General features: G+C 64.9%; 16 protein-coding genes and 1 tRNA gene. 11 read left to right on the forward strand and 6 right to left on the reverse strand.

The window, feature by feature from the left end; all coding sequences use genetic code 11:
• Window positions 1-4: 4 nt before the first annotated feature.
• The 5 genes from FG95_RS19225 to FG95_RS19245 all read right to left on the reverse strand — a co-directional run bounded on the left by FG95_RS19225 (window position 5) and on the right by FG95_RS19245 (window position 5,697).
• On the reverse strand, window positions 5-1,255 hold the full coding sequence (locus FG95_RS19225) for an acetyl-CoA C-acetyltransferase (RefSeq protein ID WP_037558039.1): 1,251 nt from the start codon (window positions 1,253-1,255) through the stop codon (window positions 5-7).
• A gap of 66 nt (window positions 1,256-1,321) precedes the next feature.
• Window positions 1,322-2,104, reverse strand: coding sequence for an SDR family NAD(P)-dependent oxidoreductase (locus FG95_RS19230; RefSeq protein ID WP_037558041.1), 783 nt, complete (start codon window positions 2,102-2,104; stop codon window positions 1,322-1,324).
• Window positions 2,105-2,114: 10 nt separating this feature from the next.
• Window positions 2,115-3,320, reverse strand: a complete 1,206-nt coding sequence (locus tag FG95_RS19235) for an acyl-CoA dehydrogenase family protein (RefSeq protein WP_037558043.1) — start codon at window positions 3,318-3,320, stop codon at window positions 2,115-2,117.
• Window positions 3,317-4,411, reverse strand: a complete 1,095-nt coding sequence (locus FG95_RS19240; RefSeq protein ID WP_037558045.1) for an acyl-CoA dehydrogenase family protein — start codon at window positions 4,409-4,411, stop codon at window positions 3,317-3,319. The genes FG95_RS19235 and FG95_RS19240 overlap by 4 nt, the downstream gene beginning before the upstream one ends.
• A gap of 104 nt (window positions 4,412-4,515) precedes the next feature.
• On the reverse strand, window positions 4,516-5,697 hold the full coding sequence (locus tag FG95_RS19245; protein WP_037558047.1) for an acyl-CoA dehydrogenase family protein: 1,182 nt from the start codon (window positions 5,695-5,697) through the stop codon (window positions 4,516-4,518).
• 120 nt (window positions 5,698-5,817) lie between these two features.
• Here FG95_RS19245 and FG95_RS19250 point away from each other — a divergent pair, with 120 nt between their 5' ends.
• Entirely contained in the window at window positions 5,818-6,798 is a 981-nt protein-coding gene (locus FG95_RS19250; protein WP_037558050.1) for an NAD(P)H-dependent flavin oxidoreductase, read from the forward strand.
• A gap of 127 nt (window positions 6,799-6,925) precedes the next feature.
• Window positions 6,926-8,008, forward strand: a complete 1,083-nt coding sequence (locus FG95_RS19255; protein ID WP_037558052.1) for a flavin reductase — start codon at window positions 6,926-6,928, stop codon at window positions 8,006-8,008.
• Here FG95_RS19255 and FG95_RS19260 read toward each other — a convergent pair.
• Window positions 8,009-8,098 (reverse strand) — tRNA-Ser (locus FG95_RS19260).
• 144 nt (window positions 8,099-8,242) lie between these two features.
• Between FG95_RS19260 and FG95_RS19265 the strand changes: the two genes are divergently transcribed.
• The 9 genes from FG95_RS19265 to FG95_RS20980 all read left to right on the forward strand — a co-directional run bounded on the left by FG95_RS19265 (window position 8,243) and on the right by FG95_RS20980 (window position 16,277).
• The gene (locus FG95_RS19265) at window positions 8,243-9,307 is read left to right on the forward strand and encodes a lytic murein transglycosylase (protein WP_037558054.1); all 1,065 of its coding nucleotides are present in this window, start codon (window positions 8,243-8,245) and stop codon (window positions 9,305-9,307) included.
• A gap of 106 nt (window positions 9,308-9,413) precedes the next feature.
• A complete protein-coding gene (locus FG95_RS19270; RefSeq protein ID WP_235211625.1) occupies window positions 9,414-10,292 on the forward strand; it encodes a septal ring lytic transglycosylase RlpA family protein in 879 nt (292 codons plus the stop codon).
• Between the two features lie 9 nt (window positions 10,293-10,301).
• Window positions 10,302-11,252 (forward strand): D-alanyl-D-alanine carboxypeptidase family protein, encoded by a 951-nt coding sequence (locus FG95_RS19275; protein ID WP_081933273.1) that lies wholly within the window; start codon window positions 10,302-10,304, stop codon window positions 11,250-11,252.
• Window positions 11,253-11,327: 75 nt separating this feature from the next.
• Window positions 11,328-11,951: a dTMP kinase gene (tmk, locus tag FG95_RS19280; protein ID WP_037558057.1), complete on the forward strand. Its 624-nt coding sequence runs from the start codon at window positions 11,328-11,330 to the stop codon at window positions 11,949-11,951.
• Window positions 11,939-12,928, forward strand: a complete 990-nt coding sequence (locus FG95_RS19285; RefSeq protein ID WP_037558060.1) for a DNA polymerase III subunit delta' — start codon at window positions 11,939-11,941, stop codon at window positions 12,926-12,928. Before tmk ends, FG95_RS19285 begins: the two co-directional genes overlap by 13 nt.
• Before the next feature lie 38 nt (window positions 12,929-12,966).
• Window positions 12,967-14,550 (forward strand): methionine--tRNA ligase, encoded by a 1,584-nt coding sequence (gene metG, locus FG95_RS19290; RefSeq protein WP_037558061.1) that lies wholly within the window; start codon window positions 12,967-12,969, stop codon window positions 14,548-14,550.
• A complete protein-coding gene (locus tag FG95_RS19295; protein ID WP_037558063.1) occupies window positions 14,550-15,326 on the forward strand; it encodes a TatD family hydrolase in 777 nt (258 codons plus the stop codon). The genes metG and FG95_RS19295 overlap by 1 nt, the downstream gene beginning before the upstream one ends.
• 13 nt (window positions 15,327-15,339) lie before the next feature.
• Window positions 15,340-16,104 carry an MBL fold metallo-hydrolase gene (locus FG95_RS19300; protein ID WP_037558065.1) on the forward strand — a complete coding sequence of 255 codons (765 nt, stop codon included), beginning with the start codon at window positions 15,340-15,342 and terminating at the stop codon, window positions 16,102-16,104.
• Complete coding sequence (locus tag FG95_RS20980) at window positions 16,101-16,277, forward strand: hypothetical protein (protein WP_200880231.1); 177 nt, start codon at window positions 16,101-16,103, stop codon at window positions 16,275-16,277. Before FG95_RS19300 ends, FG95_RS20980 begins: the two co-directional genes overlap by 4 nt.
• Window positions 16,278-16,279: the final 2 nt, after the last annotated feature.

Consider the following 16,279-nt stretch of genomic DNA (forward strand, 5'->3'; position numbering starts at 1 on the left):
TTCCTCAGATACGTTCGATGATGATCGCGGGCGCCATGCCGCCGGCGGCGCACATGGTGACGAGACCATAGCGGCCGCCCGAGCGTTCGAGTTCGTCGAGCGCGGTGCCGATCAGGATCGAGCCCGTTGCGCCGATCGGGTGCCCGAGCGCCATCGCGCCGCCGTTGATGTTCACCTTCTCACGGTCGAGATCGAGGTCGCGGATGAACTTCTCGGCGACGACCGCGAAGGCCTCGTTGATTTCCCAGACGTCGATATCGTCCTTGGTCAGCCCGGCCTTTTCCAGCACTTTCTTCGCCGCCGGGACGGGGGCGTTGAGCATCAACGTCGGATCGTCGCCGATATTGGCATAGGCGACGACGCGTGCGCGCGGTTTCAGGCCGTTCTTCTCGGCATAGTCCTTCGACGTCAGCAGGATCGCCGCGGCGCCGTCGACGACGCCCGACGAATTGCCCGCATGGTGGAAATGCTGGATTTCGAGATCGGGATAGCGGCGGTTGATCTGTTTCCGGAAGGTGAAACCGCCGCCCATGTCGAAATCGGCGAGGCCGGCGAAGCTCGGCTTCAGCGCGGCGAGGCCTTCGGCGGTCGTTTCGGGGCGCGGAAACTCCTCGCGGTCGAGCGCGACGCTGCCGTCGGGATTGTACACAGGGACAACCGACTTGGCGAAGCGGCCTTCCTTGATCGCGCGATCGGCGCGCTGCTGGCTGACGAGCGCGAGCGCGTCGAGCGCCTCGCGGCTGATGCCTTCGATCGTCGCGATCGCGTCGCCGCACACACCCTGATGCGATTGCGGGTGGATTTCGTCGAGCGCTTCATGACCCGACCCCATCAAACGCGGGGGCAGGCCCGCATTTGCCTGTTCCGCCGCATAGGCGGTCGTGTAGCTCATCATCTCGGTCCCGCCCGCGATGACGCAATCTTCCATACCGCTCATCACGCTGGCAGCGGCGAAGTTCACCGAGCTGATGCCGCCGCCGCAAAAACGATCGAGCGTCGTGCCGCTGGCCTTCGTGTCATAGCCGGCCGACAGCGCCGCCATGCGCCCGAGGTCGCCGCCCTGCTTGCCGTTCTGGCTCGACGTCGACCAGACGATGTCGTCGACCGTCGCGGTGTCGAGATTGTTGCGGTCGCGGATCGCGGCGAGCACGGTCGCGGCGAGATGCTGCGGATGGAGGTGCGAGAGAGCGCCCTTGCCCGGCTTGCCGACCCCGCGGGGTGTACGAACGGCGTCGATGATATAGGCCTCGGCCATGATGGTATCCTTTCGTGGAGAGCTTTGAAGATCGTCGGTCGATTGAAAAGCGCGTTGATGGGGAGTTTAGCGGGGGGCCATGCGGATTGCGCCGTCGAGGCGGACGGCTTGGCCGTTGAAATAGGTGTTGCGGACCATCTCCATCGCGAGGCTCGCATATTCCTCGGCCTTGCCGAGACGTTTGGGGAAGGGGACCGAGGCCTCGAGGCTCTCCTTTACCTTCGGGTTCATATTGTTGAGGAGCGGCGTGCCGAATACGCCCGGCATGATCGAATTGACGCGGATACCGAGATCCATCAGGTCGCGCGCCATCGGCAGGACGAGGCCGTTCACGCCGGCCTTTGCCGAGCCATAGATGACCTGGCCGATCTGCCCGTCCTGCGCCGCGACCGAGGCGGTCAGCACGATCGCGCCGCGCTCGCCGTCTTCCATTTCGGGGAGTGTCGCCATGCCTTCGGCGGCGATCGACGCAACGCGATAGCTCGCGGTCAAAATGCCTTCGACACCGAAGGCATAATCGGCGGTCGGCGTCCGGCGATAACCGCCGCTTTCCTTGTCGTACGCGAGCGTCTTGCCGCGGCGCGAGGTCATCGCGCAATGGACGCACACGCGTTCCTGCCCATGCGCTGCGCGCGCTTTCGCATAGCCGTCGAGGACCGATTGTTCGTCGGTAATGTCGACATGCACGAACAGCCCGCCGATCGACGCCGCGACCTCTTCGCCAAGCGCGTCATTGATGTCGAAGATCGCGACCTTCACCCCCGAGGCTGCGAGAGCCTCGGCGGTTGCGCGGCCGAGGCCCGACGCGCCGCCGGTGATCACGGCCGATAAGCTGGAATCGATTTTCATGGGGGGCTCCTCAGGCGGGAATCTGGTTGAAGGGGACGCCCTTGTCGGGGCGATGGTCCTGCGGCAGACCGAGGATGCGCTCGGCGATGGTATTGAGCAAGGTTTCGTCGGATCCGCCCGCGATGCGGCCTGTCGGCGCATTGATCCAGCTCGACGCCCAATCGTCCTTGGGCGAGGCATGTTCGTCGAACGCGAAGGCATCGGTGCCCTGAAGGTCGAGCGCGAGTTCGGAGAGCTTCTGGCGCGAGCGCACCGCGACGAGCTTGTTGAGCGAGCCTTCGGGGCCCGGGGTCATGCCCGCCTGCATCATCAGCCGGGCGCGCCGGTTGATCGAATCGAGCCCGGCGCGCATCGCATGGTTGCGCGCGATCTGCTGACGGATACGACCGTCCTCGATCGCGGGGCGGCCGTTCAACCGCACCTCTTTGGCAAGCTCGACGAAGAGGTCGAGGTGCGGCCCGAAACCCGCGCTGTCGGTCGCGACATAGCGCTCGATCATCAAGGTCGCGATCGCGACCGCGAAGCCGCCGCCGACCGGCGACATGCGATGGTCGTCGCTGACCTTCACATCGTCGAAGAACACCTCGTTGACGTGACTGTCACCGCCCGCGAGCTTGATCGGGCGCACGGTGACGCCGGGCGCCTTCATGTCGACCCAGAAATAGGTGAGGCCTTTGTGCTTCGCGACCGTGGGATCGGTGCGCACGACGATAACACCATAATCGCTATATTGCGCCCAGCTCGTCCAAACCTTCTGTCCGTTGATCTTCCAGCCGTTGCCGTCGGTCTCGGCACGCGTGCGCAGGCCGGCAAGGTCGGTGCCGCCCGAGGGCTCCGAAAAGAGCTGGCACCAGATTTCTTCGCCCTTGAGCGCCTTGAGCACGCGTTCCTTGACGAACTCGCGGTCGCTGCCGAACTGCATCAGCACGGGGACGGGCATGCCGAGCGAGATGCCGAAATAGACGTTGGGGAAGCCATGCTTCATCTCCTCGCCCTCGAAGGTGATTTTCTCGATATGGCCGAGGCCCTGACCACCGAGGTCGGTCGGCCAGTTGATCCCGGCGTAACCGGCGTCGAACTTCGCCTTCTGGTAACGGCGGCCGAGCGCGAGATCCTCCTCGACGCTCAACCATTTGCGCGCCGCCTTGCCGAAGGTCGGCACCATCGATTCGCACCAGGCTGCCGCCTGGGTGCGATATGCTTCGAGATCGGTCATGCGTGTGCTCCTGCCAACCGGTCGACGAGTATATCTTCCCAGAAGAAGCTGCTCCCCTGCTCGAGCGCGAGCGTGCGTGCGCGGCGCATGTGGAGATGCAATCCGATCTCCCACGTTACGCCGATCCCGCCGTGGATCTGCACGCAATCACGCGCCGCGGTGTCATAGGCCTCGGTCGCCGACAGGCGCGCGGCGGCGGCGGCCGGGATGAAATCATTCTGTCCCTCGCGCGCCGCGGCATGGATGGCGTTTGCGCGCGCGAGTTCGACGAGGCCGTAAAGCTCGGCGATGCGGTGCTTGATCGACTGGAAGGCGCCGATCGGCTGGCCGAAGGCTTTGCGGGTTAGCGCATAGTCGCGCGCGATCTCCATCAGCGCTTCGGCCCCGCCGGTCTGTTCGTGCGCGGTCACGACCGCTTGCAGCGCAAGAATATGGAGCGCGGCCGCGCGCGCAGCGTCGCCGGTGACGAGCGCTTCGCCCGGAGCCCCGGCGAACAGAAGGTCGGCGATGCAGCGGCTGTTATCGAAGCTGTCGACGGCCTTGCGTTCGATGCCGGCGAGATCGACGATCGCCAGCGCGGGTGTTCCGCCCTCTTGCGCGAAAACGATGGCGACATCGGCGAACAGTCCGCCCGATACGCCCGGAGCGGTTCCTGCAACCTGACCCGCTTTCGATGTCACGGGCGGGACAGCGGGCAGGGCATCCGGCCCCGAAACAAAGGCGATGGCACCGATCGTCTCGCCGCTCGCGAGGCCCGGAAGCCAGCGCGCCCTCTGCTCGTCGCTACCGTAAAGCTCGATCGCCTTGGCCGCCCCGAAGCTCGACGTCAGGAACGGCGCGCCGCTGAGCGACCGCCCCGCCTGATGCGCGATCAGCCCCAGCTCGACGAGGCCGAGGTCAAGGCCACCATAGGCCTCGGGGAGCGCGAGCGCGGTCCAGCCCTGTTCCTTCGCCGTCGTCCAGAAACCATCATGATATTGGCCGCTGGTCTGGAGAAGCGGGAGTAGCTCGTCCTTGTTCACCCGCGCTTCGAGCGCGCGCCGCGATTCGGTTGCGATCGCCTGTTGCCCTTCGTCGTACAAGATCGACATTGGCTCGATTCCTCTACCCTATGTTTTCGGTCATCATCCGGACGTTAACGTAAACGTCAAGTGTTTTGACGCTACGGCCGCTCGCCGGTCAACTGACGGCCGTGTCAGGCGTGCCCGGCTTTCCAGTCGCGCTTGATCTTTTTCGCGAGGCTCCATTTGTGAACCTCGGTCGGGCCGTCGTAGATTCGGAACGCGCGTACCTCGCGGAACACCTGTTCAACGATCGTCCTGTCGGTGACCCCGGTACCGCCCATCACCTGAACGCAGCGATCGGCGATACGCATCAGCGCCTCCGACACCGCGACTTTCGCCATCGAGCTTTCGACGGTGCCAAGCGACCCGGTGTCGAGCACGCCGGCGCACCAGTCGATCATCAGTTCGGCCTGTTTCAGATCGATCATATTCTCGGCGAGCATGAAGCCGACACCTTCATGGTCGATCAGCGGCTTGCCGAACGCCTCGCGGCGGTTGGCATAGTCGGTCGCGATCTCGTGTGCGCGGATGCAGCAGCCGAGCCAGCGCATGCAGTGCGACAGGCGGGCAGGGGAGAGGCGAACCTGCGCGTAGCGGAAGCCTTCGCCGGCTTCGCCAAGCATCTGGTCAGCGGGAACGCGCAAATTGTCGATGGTCAGCGTCGCATGGCCGCCGGGCATCGAACTGTCAATCGTGTTGGGTACTTCGTCGATGCGGATCGCAGGGTCGGGCAAGTCGACCAGGAACATGCACGCGCCTTGCTCGGCCTTCGCCATTACGATGCCGACACGCGCGCCCTGTGCGCCGGTGATGAAGGTCTTGCGGCCATTCACCACCCAATGATTGCCGTCGAGATGGCAGGTCGTCTTCATCATCGACGGGTCGGATCCCGCGCCGCCCTCATCGGCGGGCTCGGTCATGAAGAAGGCCGAACGGACGCGGCCCTCGACCATCGGCTTCAGGAACCGTTCCTTGAGTTCGGGGCTGCCTTCCTTACCGAGCAGATACATATTGCCCTCGTCGGGTGCCATCGTGTTGCACGCGAGCGGGCCGAGCGGCGACAGACCGCTCTTGATCAGCACGACGGCGGTCTCGCGCTGGTTGAGATGGCTGCCGTCGTCGAAGATATGCGGTGTCAAAACCCCGGCGGCGCGGGCATGCTCGCGCATTTCCATCACCAACTCGTCGGTCGGCGCGCCGTGATGGTCGCGGCGCGGGTCGCTTTCGTAAGGAATCACGATTTTGCGGACGAATGCTTCGACCTGGTCGGCGATGGCCCGCGCCCGATCCGATATGCCTTCGCCCGCCGTCATTCCGATTCCCTTCGTTATCTAAGTTTCTTTTCAGTCAACCCGACGTTGACGTAAGCGTCAAGTTATTTCATGGACCACCGCGACGATGCCGTAAGGGCAGGACCGCACAGGAGGATCGAGATGGCTTTCAAGACACGCATCACCGAAATGCTGGGTATCGAACATCCGATCGTCCAGGGCGGGATGCAGAGCGTCGGCTATGCCGAGCTTGCGAGCGCGGTGTCGAACGCCGGCGGCCTTGGCATATTGACCGCGCTGACCCAGCCGACGCCCGAAGCGCTCCGCGCCGAAATCGAGCGGTGCCGCGCGATGACCGACAAGCCGTTCGGCGTGAACATGACCGTCTTCCCGACGATCAACGCACCCGACTACAACGCCTATGCGCAGGCGATCATCGATGGCGGGGTCAAGATCGTCGAGACCGCGGGCACGCAGGCGGTGCGCGAGATTTGGGAGATGCTGAAGCCGCATGGCGTTACCATCCTCCACAAATGCACCGCGGTCCGCCACGCGCTGTCGGCCGAGCGCGCGGGCTGCGACATCATTTCGATCGACGGCTTCGAATGCGCGGGCCACCCAGGCGAGGACGATATTCCGGGCCTGATCCTGATCCCGGCGGCGGCCGACAAGGTGAAGATCCCGATGCTCGCGAGCGGAGGTTTCGGCGACGGGCGCGGCCTCGTCGCGGCGCTGTCGCTCGGTGCCGAGGGCATCAACATGGGCACACGCTTCTGCGCGACGAAGGAAGCCCCTATCCACGACAATGTGAAGCAGGCCTATGTCGACAATGACGAGCGCGGCAGCTTCCTGATCTTCCGCAGCCTCAAGAATACCGCGCGCGTCGGCAAGAGTGCGGTGAGCGAAGAAGTCGTCCGCCGCCTCGCGGTCCCCGACGCGACCTTCGCCGACGTCGCCGAGTTGGTGAACGGCAAAGCGGGGCGCGAACTGCTCGAAACCGGCGACCTCAGCAAGGGCGTGTTCTGGGCGGGCATGGTGCAGGGTCTCATCCATGACATACCGACCTGCAAGGAACTGATCGACCGGATCATGTCGGAAGCCGATGCGATCGTCGATCAGCGGCTGGCGTCGTTGCGCACCTGATGCGCCCAAAGGCCTGACCTTAGCCGCTGGCGCGCCGCAACGGCTTTCGATATGATCCGATTCTTCGCAATTTGACCGTATCGAAGCCCGCCGGCGCCCGCGCCCGCCGGCGCGGCAAGGGGGATGTTTGAGCCTCATCGAATATAAGGGTTTCGGCGGTGTCCGCCTCGCCGCCGATATGCTGGGCGACGAGAACGATCCCGCCGTGTTGCTGGTCCCCGGGATCGGGCAGGATCGCGCCGCGTGGCGCGAGGTCGCCGACGCGCTCGTGCTGTCGGGGCGGCGTGTCGTGAACCTCGGCCTGCGCGACGAACAGCCGTTGGCGCCGCATGTCGAGGATCTCCGCCTGGTGCTGGCGCAGATGGGGTCGCGCCCCGTCGTGGTCGCCGCAGCCGACGGCGGATGGGTCGCAGCGCGCGCGCTCGCGCTCGACGGTGCCCACCTTGCCGCCGGGCTCGTCGTTGTCGACATGCCGGTCGACGAGGGGGCGATCGCCGACGGCCTTGCGGCCCGTGTCGCGGTTCCGACCCTCGTAATACGCGGCGGTTTCTCGCCCGCGCAAAGCAGCGCGGTGGGCGATGCCTTCAACGTCGCGCTGCCGATGGGAGAGAGCGCCGACATCGACGATTGCGACCTCGCGCTGGCATCGGACCGGAAAGAGGCGCTGCTCGGGCAACTCCTCGAATTTCTCGAACGTCACCAGCCGCGCGAGGCGATGGAGTTCAAGGCGGGATCCGACCCGCGCACCCTCCGCGATGCGATGGGCTGTTTCGCGACCGGAATCACGATCGTCACCGCGCTCGACGCGACAGGAACGCCGGTCGGGCTGACCGCGAACAGCTTTACCTCGGTGTCGCTCGACCCGCCGCTCCTCCTCGTCTGCATCGCCAACACGGCGGGAACCGCGCCGATACTGCGTGACGCGGCGCATTTCGGAGTCAATGTCCTGCAAATCGGCCAGCAGCCGACGTCGAACCGGTTCGCCGCAAAGGGCGAAGACCGGTTCGCCAACCAGCCGTGGGCGCCCGGGCAAACCGGCGTGCCGCTCCTCGGCGGTTCGCTCGTGTCGTTCGAATGCCAACGCGAATCGCTCCACGAAGCGGGCGATCATTTTATCCTCGTCGGCCGCGTCGTCCGCGCGCAGTTCGAACCGCATCGCGACCCGCTGCTCTATTTTCGCGGAAAATACCGGCGGCTGCATTTCGCATGATGGCGGACAGGGTGGGATTCGAACCCACGGTGAGCTTGCACCCACGGCGGTTTTCAAGACCGCTGCCTTAAACCACTCGGCCACCTGTCCTTGTGCCGCCGCCATAGCGCGCGGATGCCCGGCGGCAAGCGAAACCTTGCCCGCTCGACCCATCGTGCGAATGACTCGCCTCGTCCCGCCGCAGCCTAGCCAAGCCGCTCGCATCTGTGCGACACACACCCTATGGGTGGGGACATGATGCACGCTATACGTTTCAGAACCGGACGCCTTTTCGGGATCGCCGCAGCCTTCCTGTCGGCATGGATGCTCACCGCTTCGGCACCGCTTCATGCGCAAAGCGGCGATGCCGGCTTCGATAGCTATGTCCAATCACTGTGGCCCAAGGCGCAGGCGCGCGGTGTGTCGCGCACCACCTTTGACCGCGTCGCGGCGGGACTGCGTTACAATCCCCGCGTCGTTGCGCTCGATCGCGACAATCTGGGCAGCCCGCCAAACCCCAATACCCCGATCCCGGCCTTCGCGCCTTACAGGGCAAAGCATGTCGATGCCGCGCGCATCGGGGGCGGACGCCGCGTCCATGACCGCTTGCTTCCGCTCCTGTCGCGCATCGAGCAGCGCACCGGCGTTCCGACGAGCATCATGATCGCCATCTATGGCCACGAAACCGCCTATGGTCAGGTGACCGGGAATTTCGACCTGCCCGAGGCGCTCGCCACCCTGGCATATGAAGGGCGTCGCCGCAGCCTGTTCGAACCCGAACTGATCGCGACGATGGTGATGGTCGAGCGCGGCGTCCCGCGCAGCGCGCTGAAGGGCAGCTGGGCCGGCGCCTTCGGCTATCCCCAGTTCCTGCCGTCGGTCTATCTGCGCGTCGCCGAGGACGGCGACGGCGACGGTGTCGCACGGATCTGGTCGAGCGAAGCCGATGCGATCGAGTCGATCGGTTCCTATCTCCGGAACGCCGGCTGGCGCGCCGGACAGCCGTGGGGCGTCGCGGTCACGGTCCCCGCGAGCTTCAATCGCGGCGCGGTCGCCAATCGCCTTAACCCGACGCGATGCCCGCGCGTTTTCGACCGCCACAGCCGCTGGCGCTCGATGGCCGAATGGCGCGCGGCGGGCATCCAGCCGCTCAGCGGGCGCTGGCCCGACGGCAATGTCCAGGCGACCTTGCTCGAACCCGATGGCCCCGGCCGGACGGCATATTTGCTGACCGGTAACTATCGTGCGATATTGGACTATAATTGTTCCAATTTTTACGCATTGTCTGTGGGGTTGCTGGCGGATGAAATCGATCGTTAGGGGCGGGGGCCTGATGGCCGGGACGGCGTTGCTGCTCTCCGGTTGCGGCAGTTTTAATGGTCAGCGGGCGGAGGGGCCAACCGCAAGCCCCGCGCCTGCGACCACGGTGACGGGCGTAGTCGACGTGCCTGTGATGATCGGCGAGCCTTACAAGATCGGCGGGGTGACCTATACGCCCATCGACGTCGCCGATTATGACGAGGTCGGCTACGCGGGCTCATATGGCGACGAACTCGCCGGAAAACCGACCGCGAACGGCGAAAACTTCAATCCGGCATCGATCAGCGCGGCGCACAAGACCCTGCCGCTGCCGAGCTATGTCGAAGTGACCGCGCTCGATACCGGGCGGACAATCCTGGTTCGCGTCAACGACCGTGGCCCGATGGTCACCGACCGCCTGATCGACCTGTCGCGCGGCGCGGCCGAGCAACTCGGCATCACCGATGGCGCCACCGCCGTCCGCGTGCGCCGCACCAATCCGCCCGCCGCCGAGCGCGCACGGCTTCGGACCGGGCAGTCGGTCCGCGAACGGATCGCCACGCCCCAATCGCTGCTGGCGATTCTCCGCGCCAAGGCGAAGGAATTGCCGGTGCCAAAGGCCGCGACGGCGTCGGCGCCCGCCAGTCCGGCGACCGCATCGGCGACCGGAAAGGGAGGCGAGGACCGTTTCATTGTCGAAGGACCGAGCACGAAGATGCCGGCGCCCAACGCCGAGCCGGCCATAAAACCCGCGCAGAGCGCCAAGTCGGCGACCCCGGCGGCGAAACCTGCCGCCACCGGCACTTATGTCGTGCAGGTCGGCGCCTTCAGCACCGAAAGCCGCGCCAATGCCGCGGCGAAGTCGGTCGGGGGACACGTCAGCAAGACCGGAAAGCTGTGGCGCGTGCGTATGGGGCCGTTTGCCAGTGACGCCGAAGCCCGCAGCGCGCTTGGCGCCGCGAAAGCCAAAGGTTTCCGCGACGCCTTCGTCCAACGCGACCGCTGACGGCCGGATATGACTGAGCCAGCCCTGTTTTTGCGAACCGGCGCGATCCTCCTGTCGGGTTTGGCGCTGGCTGTTTCCAGTCCCGCGACATCGGCCGGCGAGGCTCGCCCGAAAAGCGCGCCGGTCGTCCGCGCGCCCTATGAGACCGAAGCCCCAATCGTGATGCTCAAGGATCTCGATTCGGGTCGGATTCTCTTCTCGCGCGGCGCCGACAAACGTTTCGCGCCCGCGTCGATGGCAAAGGTGATGACCGCCTATGTCGTTCTCGACCTGATCGAGAAGGGGCAATTGTCGCGCGACAAGCTGATCACCGTCGAAGACGCGACATGGAAGAAGTGGAGCGCCCGCCGAGGCGGCTCCACGATGTTCCTGCGCGCGGGCGAAAAGGTGTCGGTCGATGATCTTCTCAAGGGATTGATCACCGTTTCGGGGAATGATGCGGCATCGGTTCTCGCTGTAGGGATCGATGGCAACGAGGATGCCTTTGTCCAACGAATGAATGAGATGGCAGCAGAGATGGGTATGGCGTCGAGCCGATTCGGCACCGCGAGCGGCTGGCCCGACGGCGGCGTAACCAAAGTCAGCGCGGGCGATCTGGTCCTGCTTGCCAGCCGACTGATCCGCGATCATCCCGATGGCTATGCCCGCTATTTCTCGATCCCGAAATTCCAGCACGGCGTATCGCCCGACGGCCAGCCGATCATCCAAGCGAACCGCAATCCCATCCTGGGCCGTTTCGCCGGCGCGGACGGGCTTAAAACCGGGCATACGTCGGAAGCCGGTTATTGCTTTCTCGGCTCGGCGAAGCGTGACGGGCGCCGCTTGGTCATGGTCGTGGCCGGCCTGTCCAGCGCAAAGGCGCGCCGCGACGAGGCCGAACGGCTGATGAACTGGGGCTTTGCGCCCACCAACACATCGGTTGCTGCGAAAGGCCGGACAAGCGCTGCCGCGGCGAGATGACAAAGCCGATCCGCCGGGCTACGGCCGGTTCATGCGCGGCGTGCTTTTCCTTTTCATCCATCGCGGGCTAGCGACGTGACGTCCGGGCGTTTCATCACGCTGGAGGGCGGCGAGGGCGTCGGGAAGTCGACGCAGATCGGTGCGCTGGCGGCAGCCCTCGAAGAACGAGGCCTCGAAGTCGTCGCGACGCGCGAACCCGGCGGCAGCGCCGGCGCAGAGGCGATCCGGACGCTGTTGATGGAAGGCAGCGAGGACCGCTGGAACGCGCGCAGCGAGGCCTTGCTCTTCGCCGCGGCGCGCGCCGACCATGTCGCGCGCACGATCCGTCCGGCGCTGGCTGGGGGGGCGTGGGTGTTGTGCGACCGTTTCGTCGATTCGAGCCGCGCCTATCAGGGCGGCGGCGGCGGCATCACCGATGCCGATCTCCTCGCGCTGCACCGCTTCGGTTCCGAAGGGCTGTTACCCGATCGTACGTTCCTGCTCACCGTCAGCGCCGAAGAGGCGGCGCGGCGCCTCTCCGAGCGCGGGGGCAGCGACCGCATGGGAAACAAGCCGCTCGATTATCAGGCGCGCCTCGCCGCGCGCTTCGTCGAAATGGCCGCGGTCGAATCCGGACGCTGGCGGATCGTCGACGCCGACCGGCGCACCGAAGAGGTGACGGCGGCAATCCTTGCGGACCTTGCGGAATGGCTACCATGATCGGCCATCAGGAAGCCGAAAAGGCATTTCTCGAAGCGTGGCAGGGCGGCCGCGTCCATCATGCCTGGCTGCTGGCGGGGCCGCAGGGGATGGGGAAGGGGACTTTCGCCGAGCGCGTCGCACGCTTCCTCGTCACCCACGGGCGCAGCGGCGAAGGCCAAACGGCGCCGCTCGACGATCGCGGCGACGATGCCGCCGCGCGGCTGGTTGACGCGGGCAATCACCCCGAAATCCTGCGCCTCGCCCGTCAGCCGAAGGACAAGGCCAAGGAACTCGCGCGCAACATCACGATCGAACAGGTGCGGCAGATGATCCGCCGCCTGCATCTCTCTTTGTCGCTCGGCGAGTGGCGGGTGATCATCGTCGATGCGGTCGACGACCTCGAAACCGACGGGGCGAACGCGCTGCTCAAGACGCTCGAGGAACCGCCGGCGAAAACCCTTTTCCTGCTCGTCAGCCACTCGCCCGGACGCCTGTTGCCGACGATCCGCTCGCGGTGCAGAACCTTGCGTTTTCAGCCTGTTGAGCGTGACGCCATGACGACATGGCTGCATGATCTGCGGCCGATGATCGAGATGGAGGAGGTGCGCGCGATCGTCACCGCGTCGGGCGGCGTTCCGGGCAAGGCGCTTGCACTCGTCGATAGCGACGTCGCGGTCATGGAGAAGAAATTGCTCGCGATTGCGGCGAGCGGCGACCCGGAGAACCGGCTGCGCGAAGCGCTTGCGCGCGAGGTCGGCGGCACGAGCAATCGGGCCCGCCTCGAACTGGTCATCGATATCGTGCCGGGCCTGCTCTCGCGTATCGCGCGCGAACGCCCCGCCTCCGAAATCGCGCCGGTCCTCGCGCAATGGGATCGCGTCCAGCGCACCGTTCGCGATGCGATCCGCGGATCTTATGACGGTGCGATGGTCGGCTTTGAGATCGGCAACTGCCTGGCCGAGTTGGCGCCGCGGCACGATCGGGCGGCACGCTGACGCTTTCCCTCCCGCGCGCCAGCGGCTAAGGCGCGCGCATGTCCGAAAATAACCAACCTTTCTATATCACCACCGCGATCAGCTACCCCAATGGTCGCCCGCATATCGGTCACGCCTATGAAGCGATCGCCACCGATGTCGTGGCGCGTTTCCAGCGCGCGCGGGGCCGCGACGTCCGGCTGGTCACCGGCACCGACGAACATGGGCTGAAGATGTTCCAGACAGCGCGGGATCAGGGCCGTGCGACGATCGATCTTGCGGACGAAATGTCAGGATATTTCCGTGAGATGTATGCCAAGCTGAACATCAGCTATGACAATTTCATGCGTACGTCGGACGCCGCGCACCATGCTGCCTCGCAGGCGATCTGGAAAGCGATGGAGGCGAAGGGCGATCTCTATCTCGACCGCTATGAAGGCTGGTATTCGGTTCGCGACGAGGCTTTCTACGACGAAAGCGAGCTGAGCGACGGGGAAGGGGGCGCGCGCCTTTCGCCGCAGGGGACGCCGGTCGAATGGACCGTGGAGGAAAGCTGGTTCTTTCGCCTGTCGAACTATCAGGACCGGCTGCTCGCGCTCTACAACGAGCAGCCCGATTTCATTCGTCCCGAAAGCCGGCGGAACGAGGTGTTGCGCTTCGTCGAAGGCGGACTCAAGGATCTCAGCGTCTCGCGCACCAGTTTCGACTGGGGCGTGCCGGTGCCGGGATCGCCGGGGCATGTGATGTATGTCTGGGTCGATGCGCTGACCACCTACCTCTCGGGGCTCGGCTATCCCGATCCCGCCAGCGACTTCGGGACGTTCTGGCCGGCGAATATCCATATGATCGGCAAGGATATCGTTCGTTTTCATACCGTTTACTGGCCGGCCTTTCTGATGAGTGCCGACCTGCCGCTGCCCAAGCAGGTGTTCGGCCACGGCTTTCTGCTCAATCGCGGCGAGAAGATGTCGAAATCGCTCGGCAATGTCGTGGACCCGATGGCGCTCGCCGACCGGTTTGGCGTCGATGCGCTGCGTTATTATTTGCTCCGCGAAGTCAGCTTCGGTCAGGACGGAAGCTATTCGGCCGAAGCGATCGTGCGCACCGCAAACGCCGACCTCGCGAACAGCTTCGGCAACCTTGCGCAGCGCAGCTTGTCGATGATTTTCAAGAATTTGGATGGCAAGCTTTCGGACGACTATGCGCCTGCTCAGGACGATATCGACCTGCTGGCCGACCTCGCCGACATGGCGGCGGTCCGTCTGCCGCGCGAATTCGAGCAGCTCGCCTTTTCGGTGGGCATCGAGGATTGGATCCGCGCCGTCTTCGCCTGCAACCAATATGTCGACACGCAGGCGCCTTGGGCGCTGCGTAAGACGGACCCCGAACGCATGCGTGCGGTGCTGATGACGCTGTTTCAGGCGGTCCGCACGCTCGCGATCGCCATCCGTCCGGTCGTGCCCGCTGCGGCCGACAAGCTGCTCGACCAGATGGGTATCGCCGAGGATGCGCGCAATTTTGCGGCACTTTCTGACACCGACTGGTTCGCGAAGCTGGTTGCAAGCGGCTTCGCGGTCGGCCAGCCCGTGCCGATCTTCCCGCGCCTCGAATTGCCAGAGGGAGAAGGGGAAGGGGAGGCCTGATGCTCGTCGATTCGCACTGCCACCTAAATTACAAGGGCCTTGCCGAACAGCAGGACGAGGTGCTGGTGCGCGCCCGGGCACGCGGGGTTACCGCGATGCTCAACATCGCGACGCGTGAAAGCGAATGGGACGAGGTGCTCGCCGCGGCCGAGGCGAACGCAGATGTTTGGGCCAGCGTCGGCATCCACCCGCACGATGCCGACCATCATCCCGATATCGACACCGCAAAGCTGGTCGAACGCGCCGCGCACCCGCGCGTGATCGGGATCGGCGAAACTGGGCTCGACTATTATTACGACAAAAGCGACCGCGTGCGCCAACAGGACAGTTTCCGCCGCCACATCCACGCGTCGCAGGAAACCGGCCTGCCGATCATCGTCCACACGCGCGATGCCGAAGCCGACACGCTGGCGCTGCTCGGCGAGGAGATGGGCCGGGCGAGCTTTCCCGGCGTGATCCACTGCTTCACCGCGAGCGACGATTTCGCGCGGAAGGCGCTCGATCTCGGCCTTTACATCTCGATTTCGGGAATCGTGACCTTCAAGAATGCCGCCGATCTTCAGGCGACCGCCAAATGGCTGCCGCAGGACCGGCTGCTGATCGAAACCGACTCCCCCTTCCTTGCCCCCGTCCCGCACCGCGGCAAGCCCGGCGAGCCCGCCTTCGTCGCCGACACACTCGCGTTTCTCGCCAACCTTCGCGGCGAGGAAAGCGATGCGCTGGCAGCCGCGACAAGCGCCAATTTCTATGCGCTTTTCGACAAGGCGGCACCATGACGTCGCACGCGCAATGAAGCTGAGAATTCTGGGTTGCGGCACGTCGTCGGGCGTGCCGCGGATCGGCAACGATTGGGGGCAGTGCGACCCCGACAATCCCCGCAACCTGCGCAGCCGCGCGTCGATCATGGTATCGCTCGGAGGCTTCCGTATTCTCGTCGACACCAGCCCGGATATGCGGCTACAGCTCCTCGACGCGGGGATCGGCGAGATCGACGCCGTCATCTGGACGCACGAGCATGCCGATCACACCCACGGTCTCGACGATCTGCGCCAGGTTATGCACCTGCGCCGCTCGGCGGTCCCGGTCTACGCCCGCGACCATGTCCTCGACATATTGAAGTGGCGCTTCACCTATGCCTTTGCGGGCAATGCAGGCTATCCGGCGTCGGTCGATCCGATCGATCTCCACGATCATCAATCGATCGGCCCGATCGAGGTTTCGGCGATCGAAATGCCGCACGGACCGATCAAGGCGAGCGGGCTGATCTTCAGCGATGGCGCTCACAAGATCGCCTATGCCACTGATTTTTCTAAATTTACGGACGAGATGGTCGATTTTTTCCAGGACGTCGACCTGTTCGTCATCGACGCGCTGCGCCGCTACCCCCACCCGACGCATCCGCACCTTCAGATGACGCTGGAGGGGCTGGCCAAGGTCGGCAATCCGCGCGCGATCATCACGCATATGGATAATACGATGGATTATGAGGATCTTGCGGCCGAATTGCCCGCGGGGGTCGAACCGGGCTATGACGGGTTGGAGGTCCAGCTATGAATGGAGATACCGTCGTCCAGACGCTGTGGTTCGCCGGCGCGTTCGCGCTGGTGTTAAGCTCGTTGCTCGCGCGCCGTTTGCCGATGGCCGACTGGCTCAAGATGGCCCTCGCATGGGTTGCGATATTCGGCCTCGTGTTCCTCTTGATCCGGACGTGGCAGACGGTGACATAAAG

The organism is Sphingopyxis sp. LC363 (assembly GCF_000756385.1).
Taxonomy (GTDB): Bacteria; Pseudomonadota; Alphaproteobacteria; order Sphingomonadales; family Sphingomonadaceae; genus Sphingopyxis.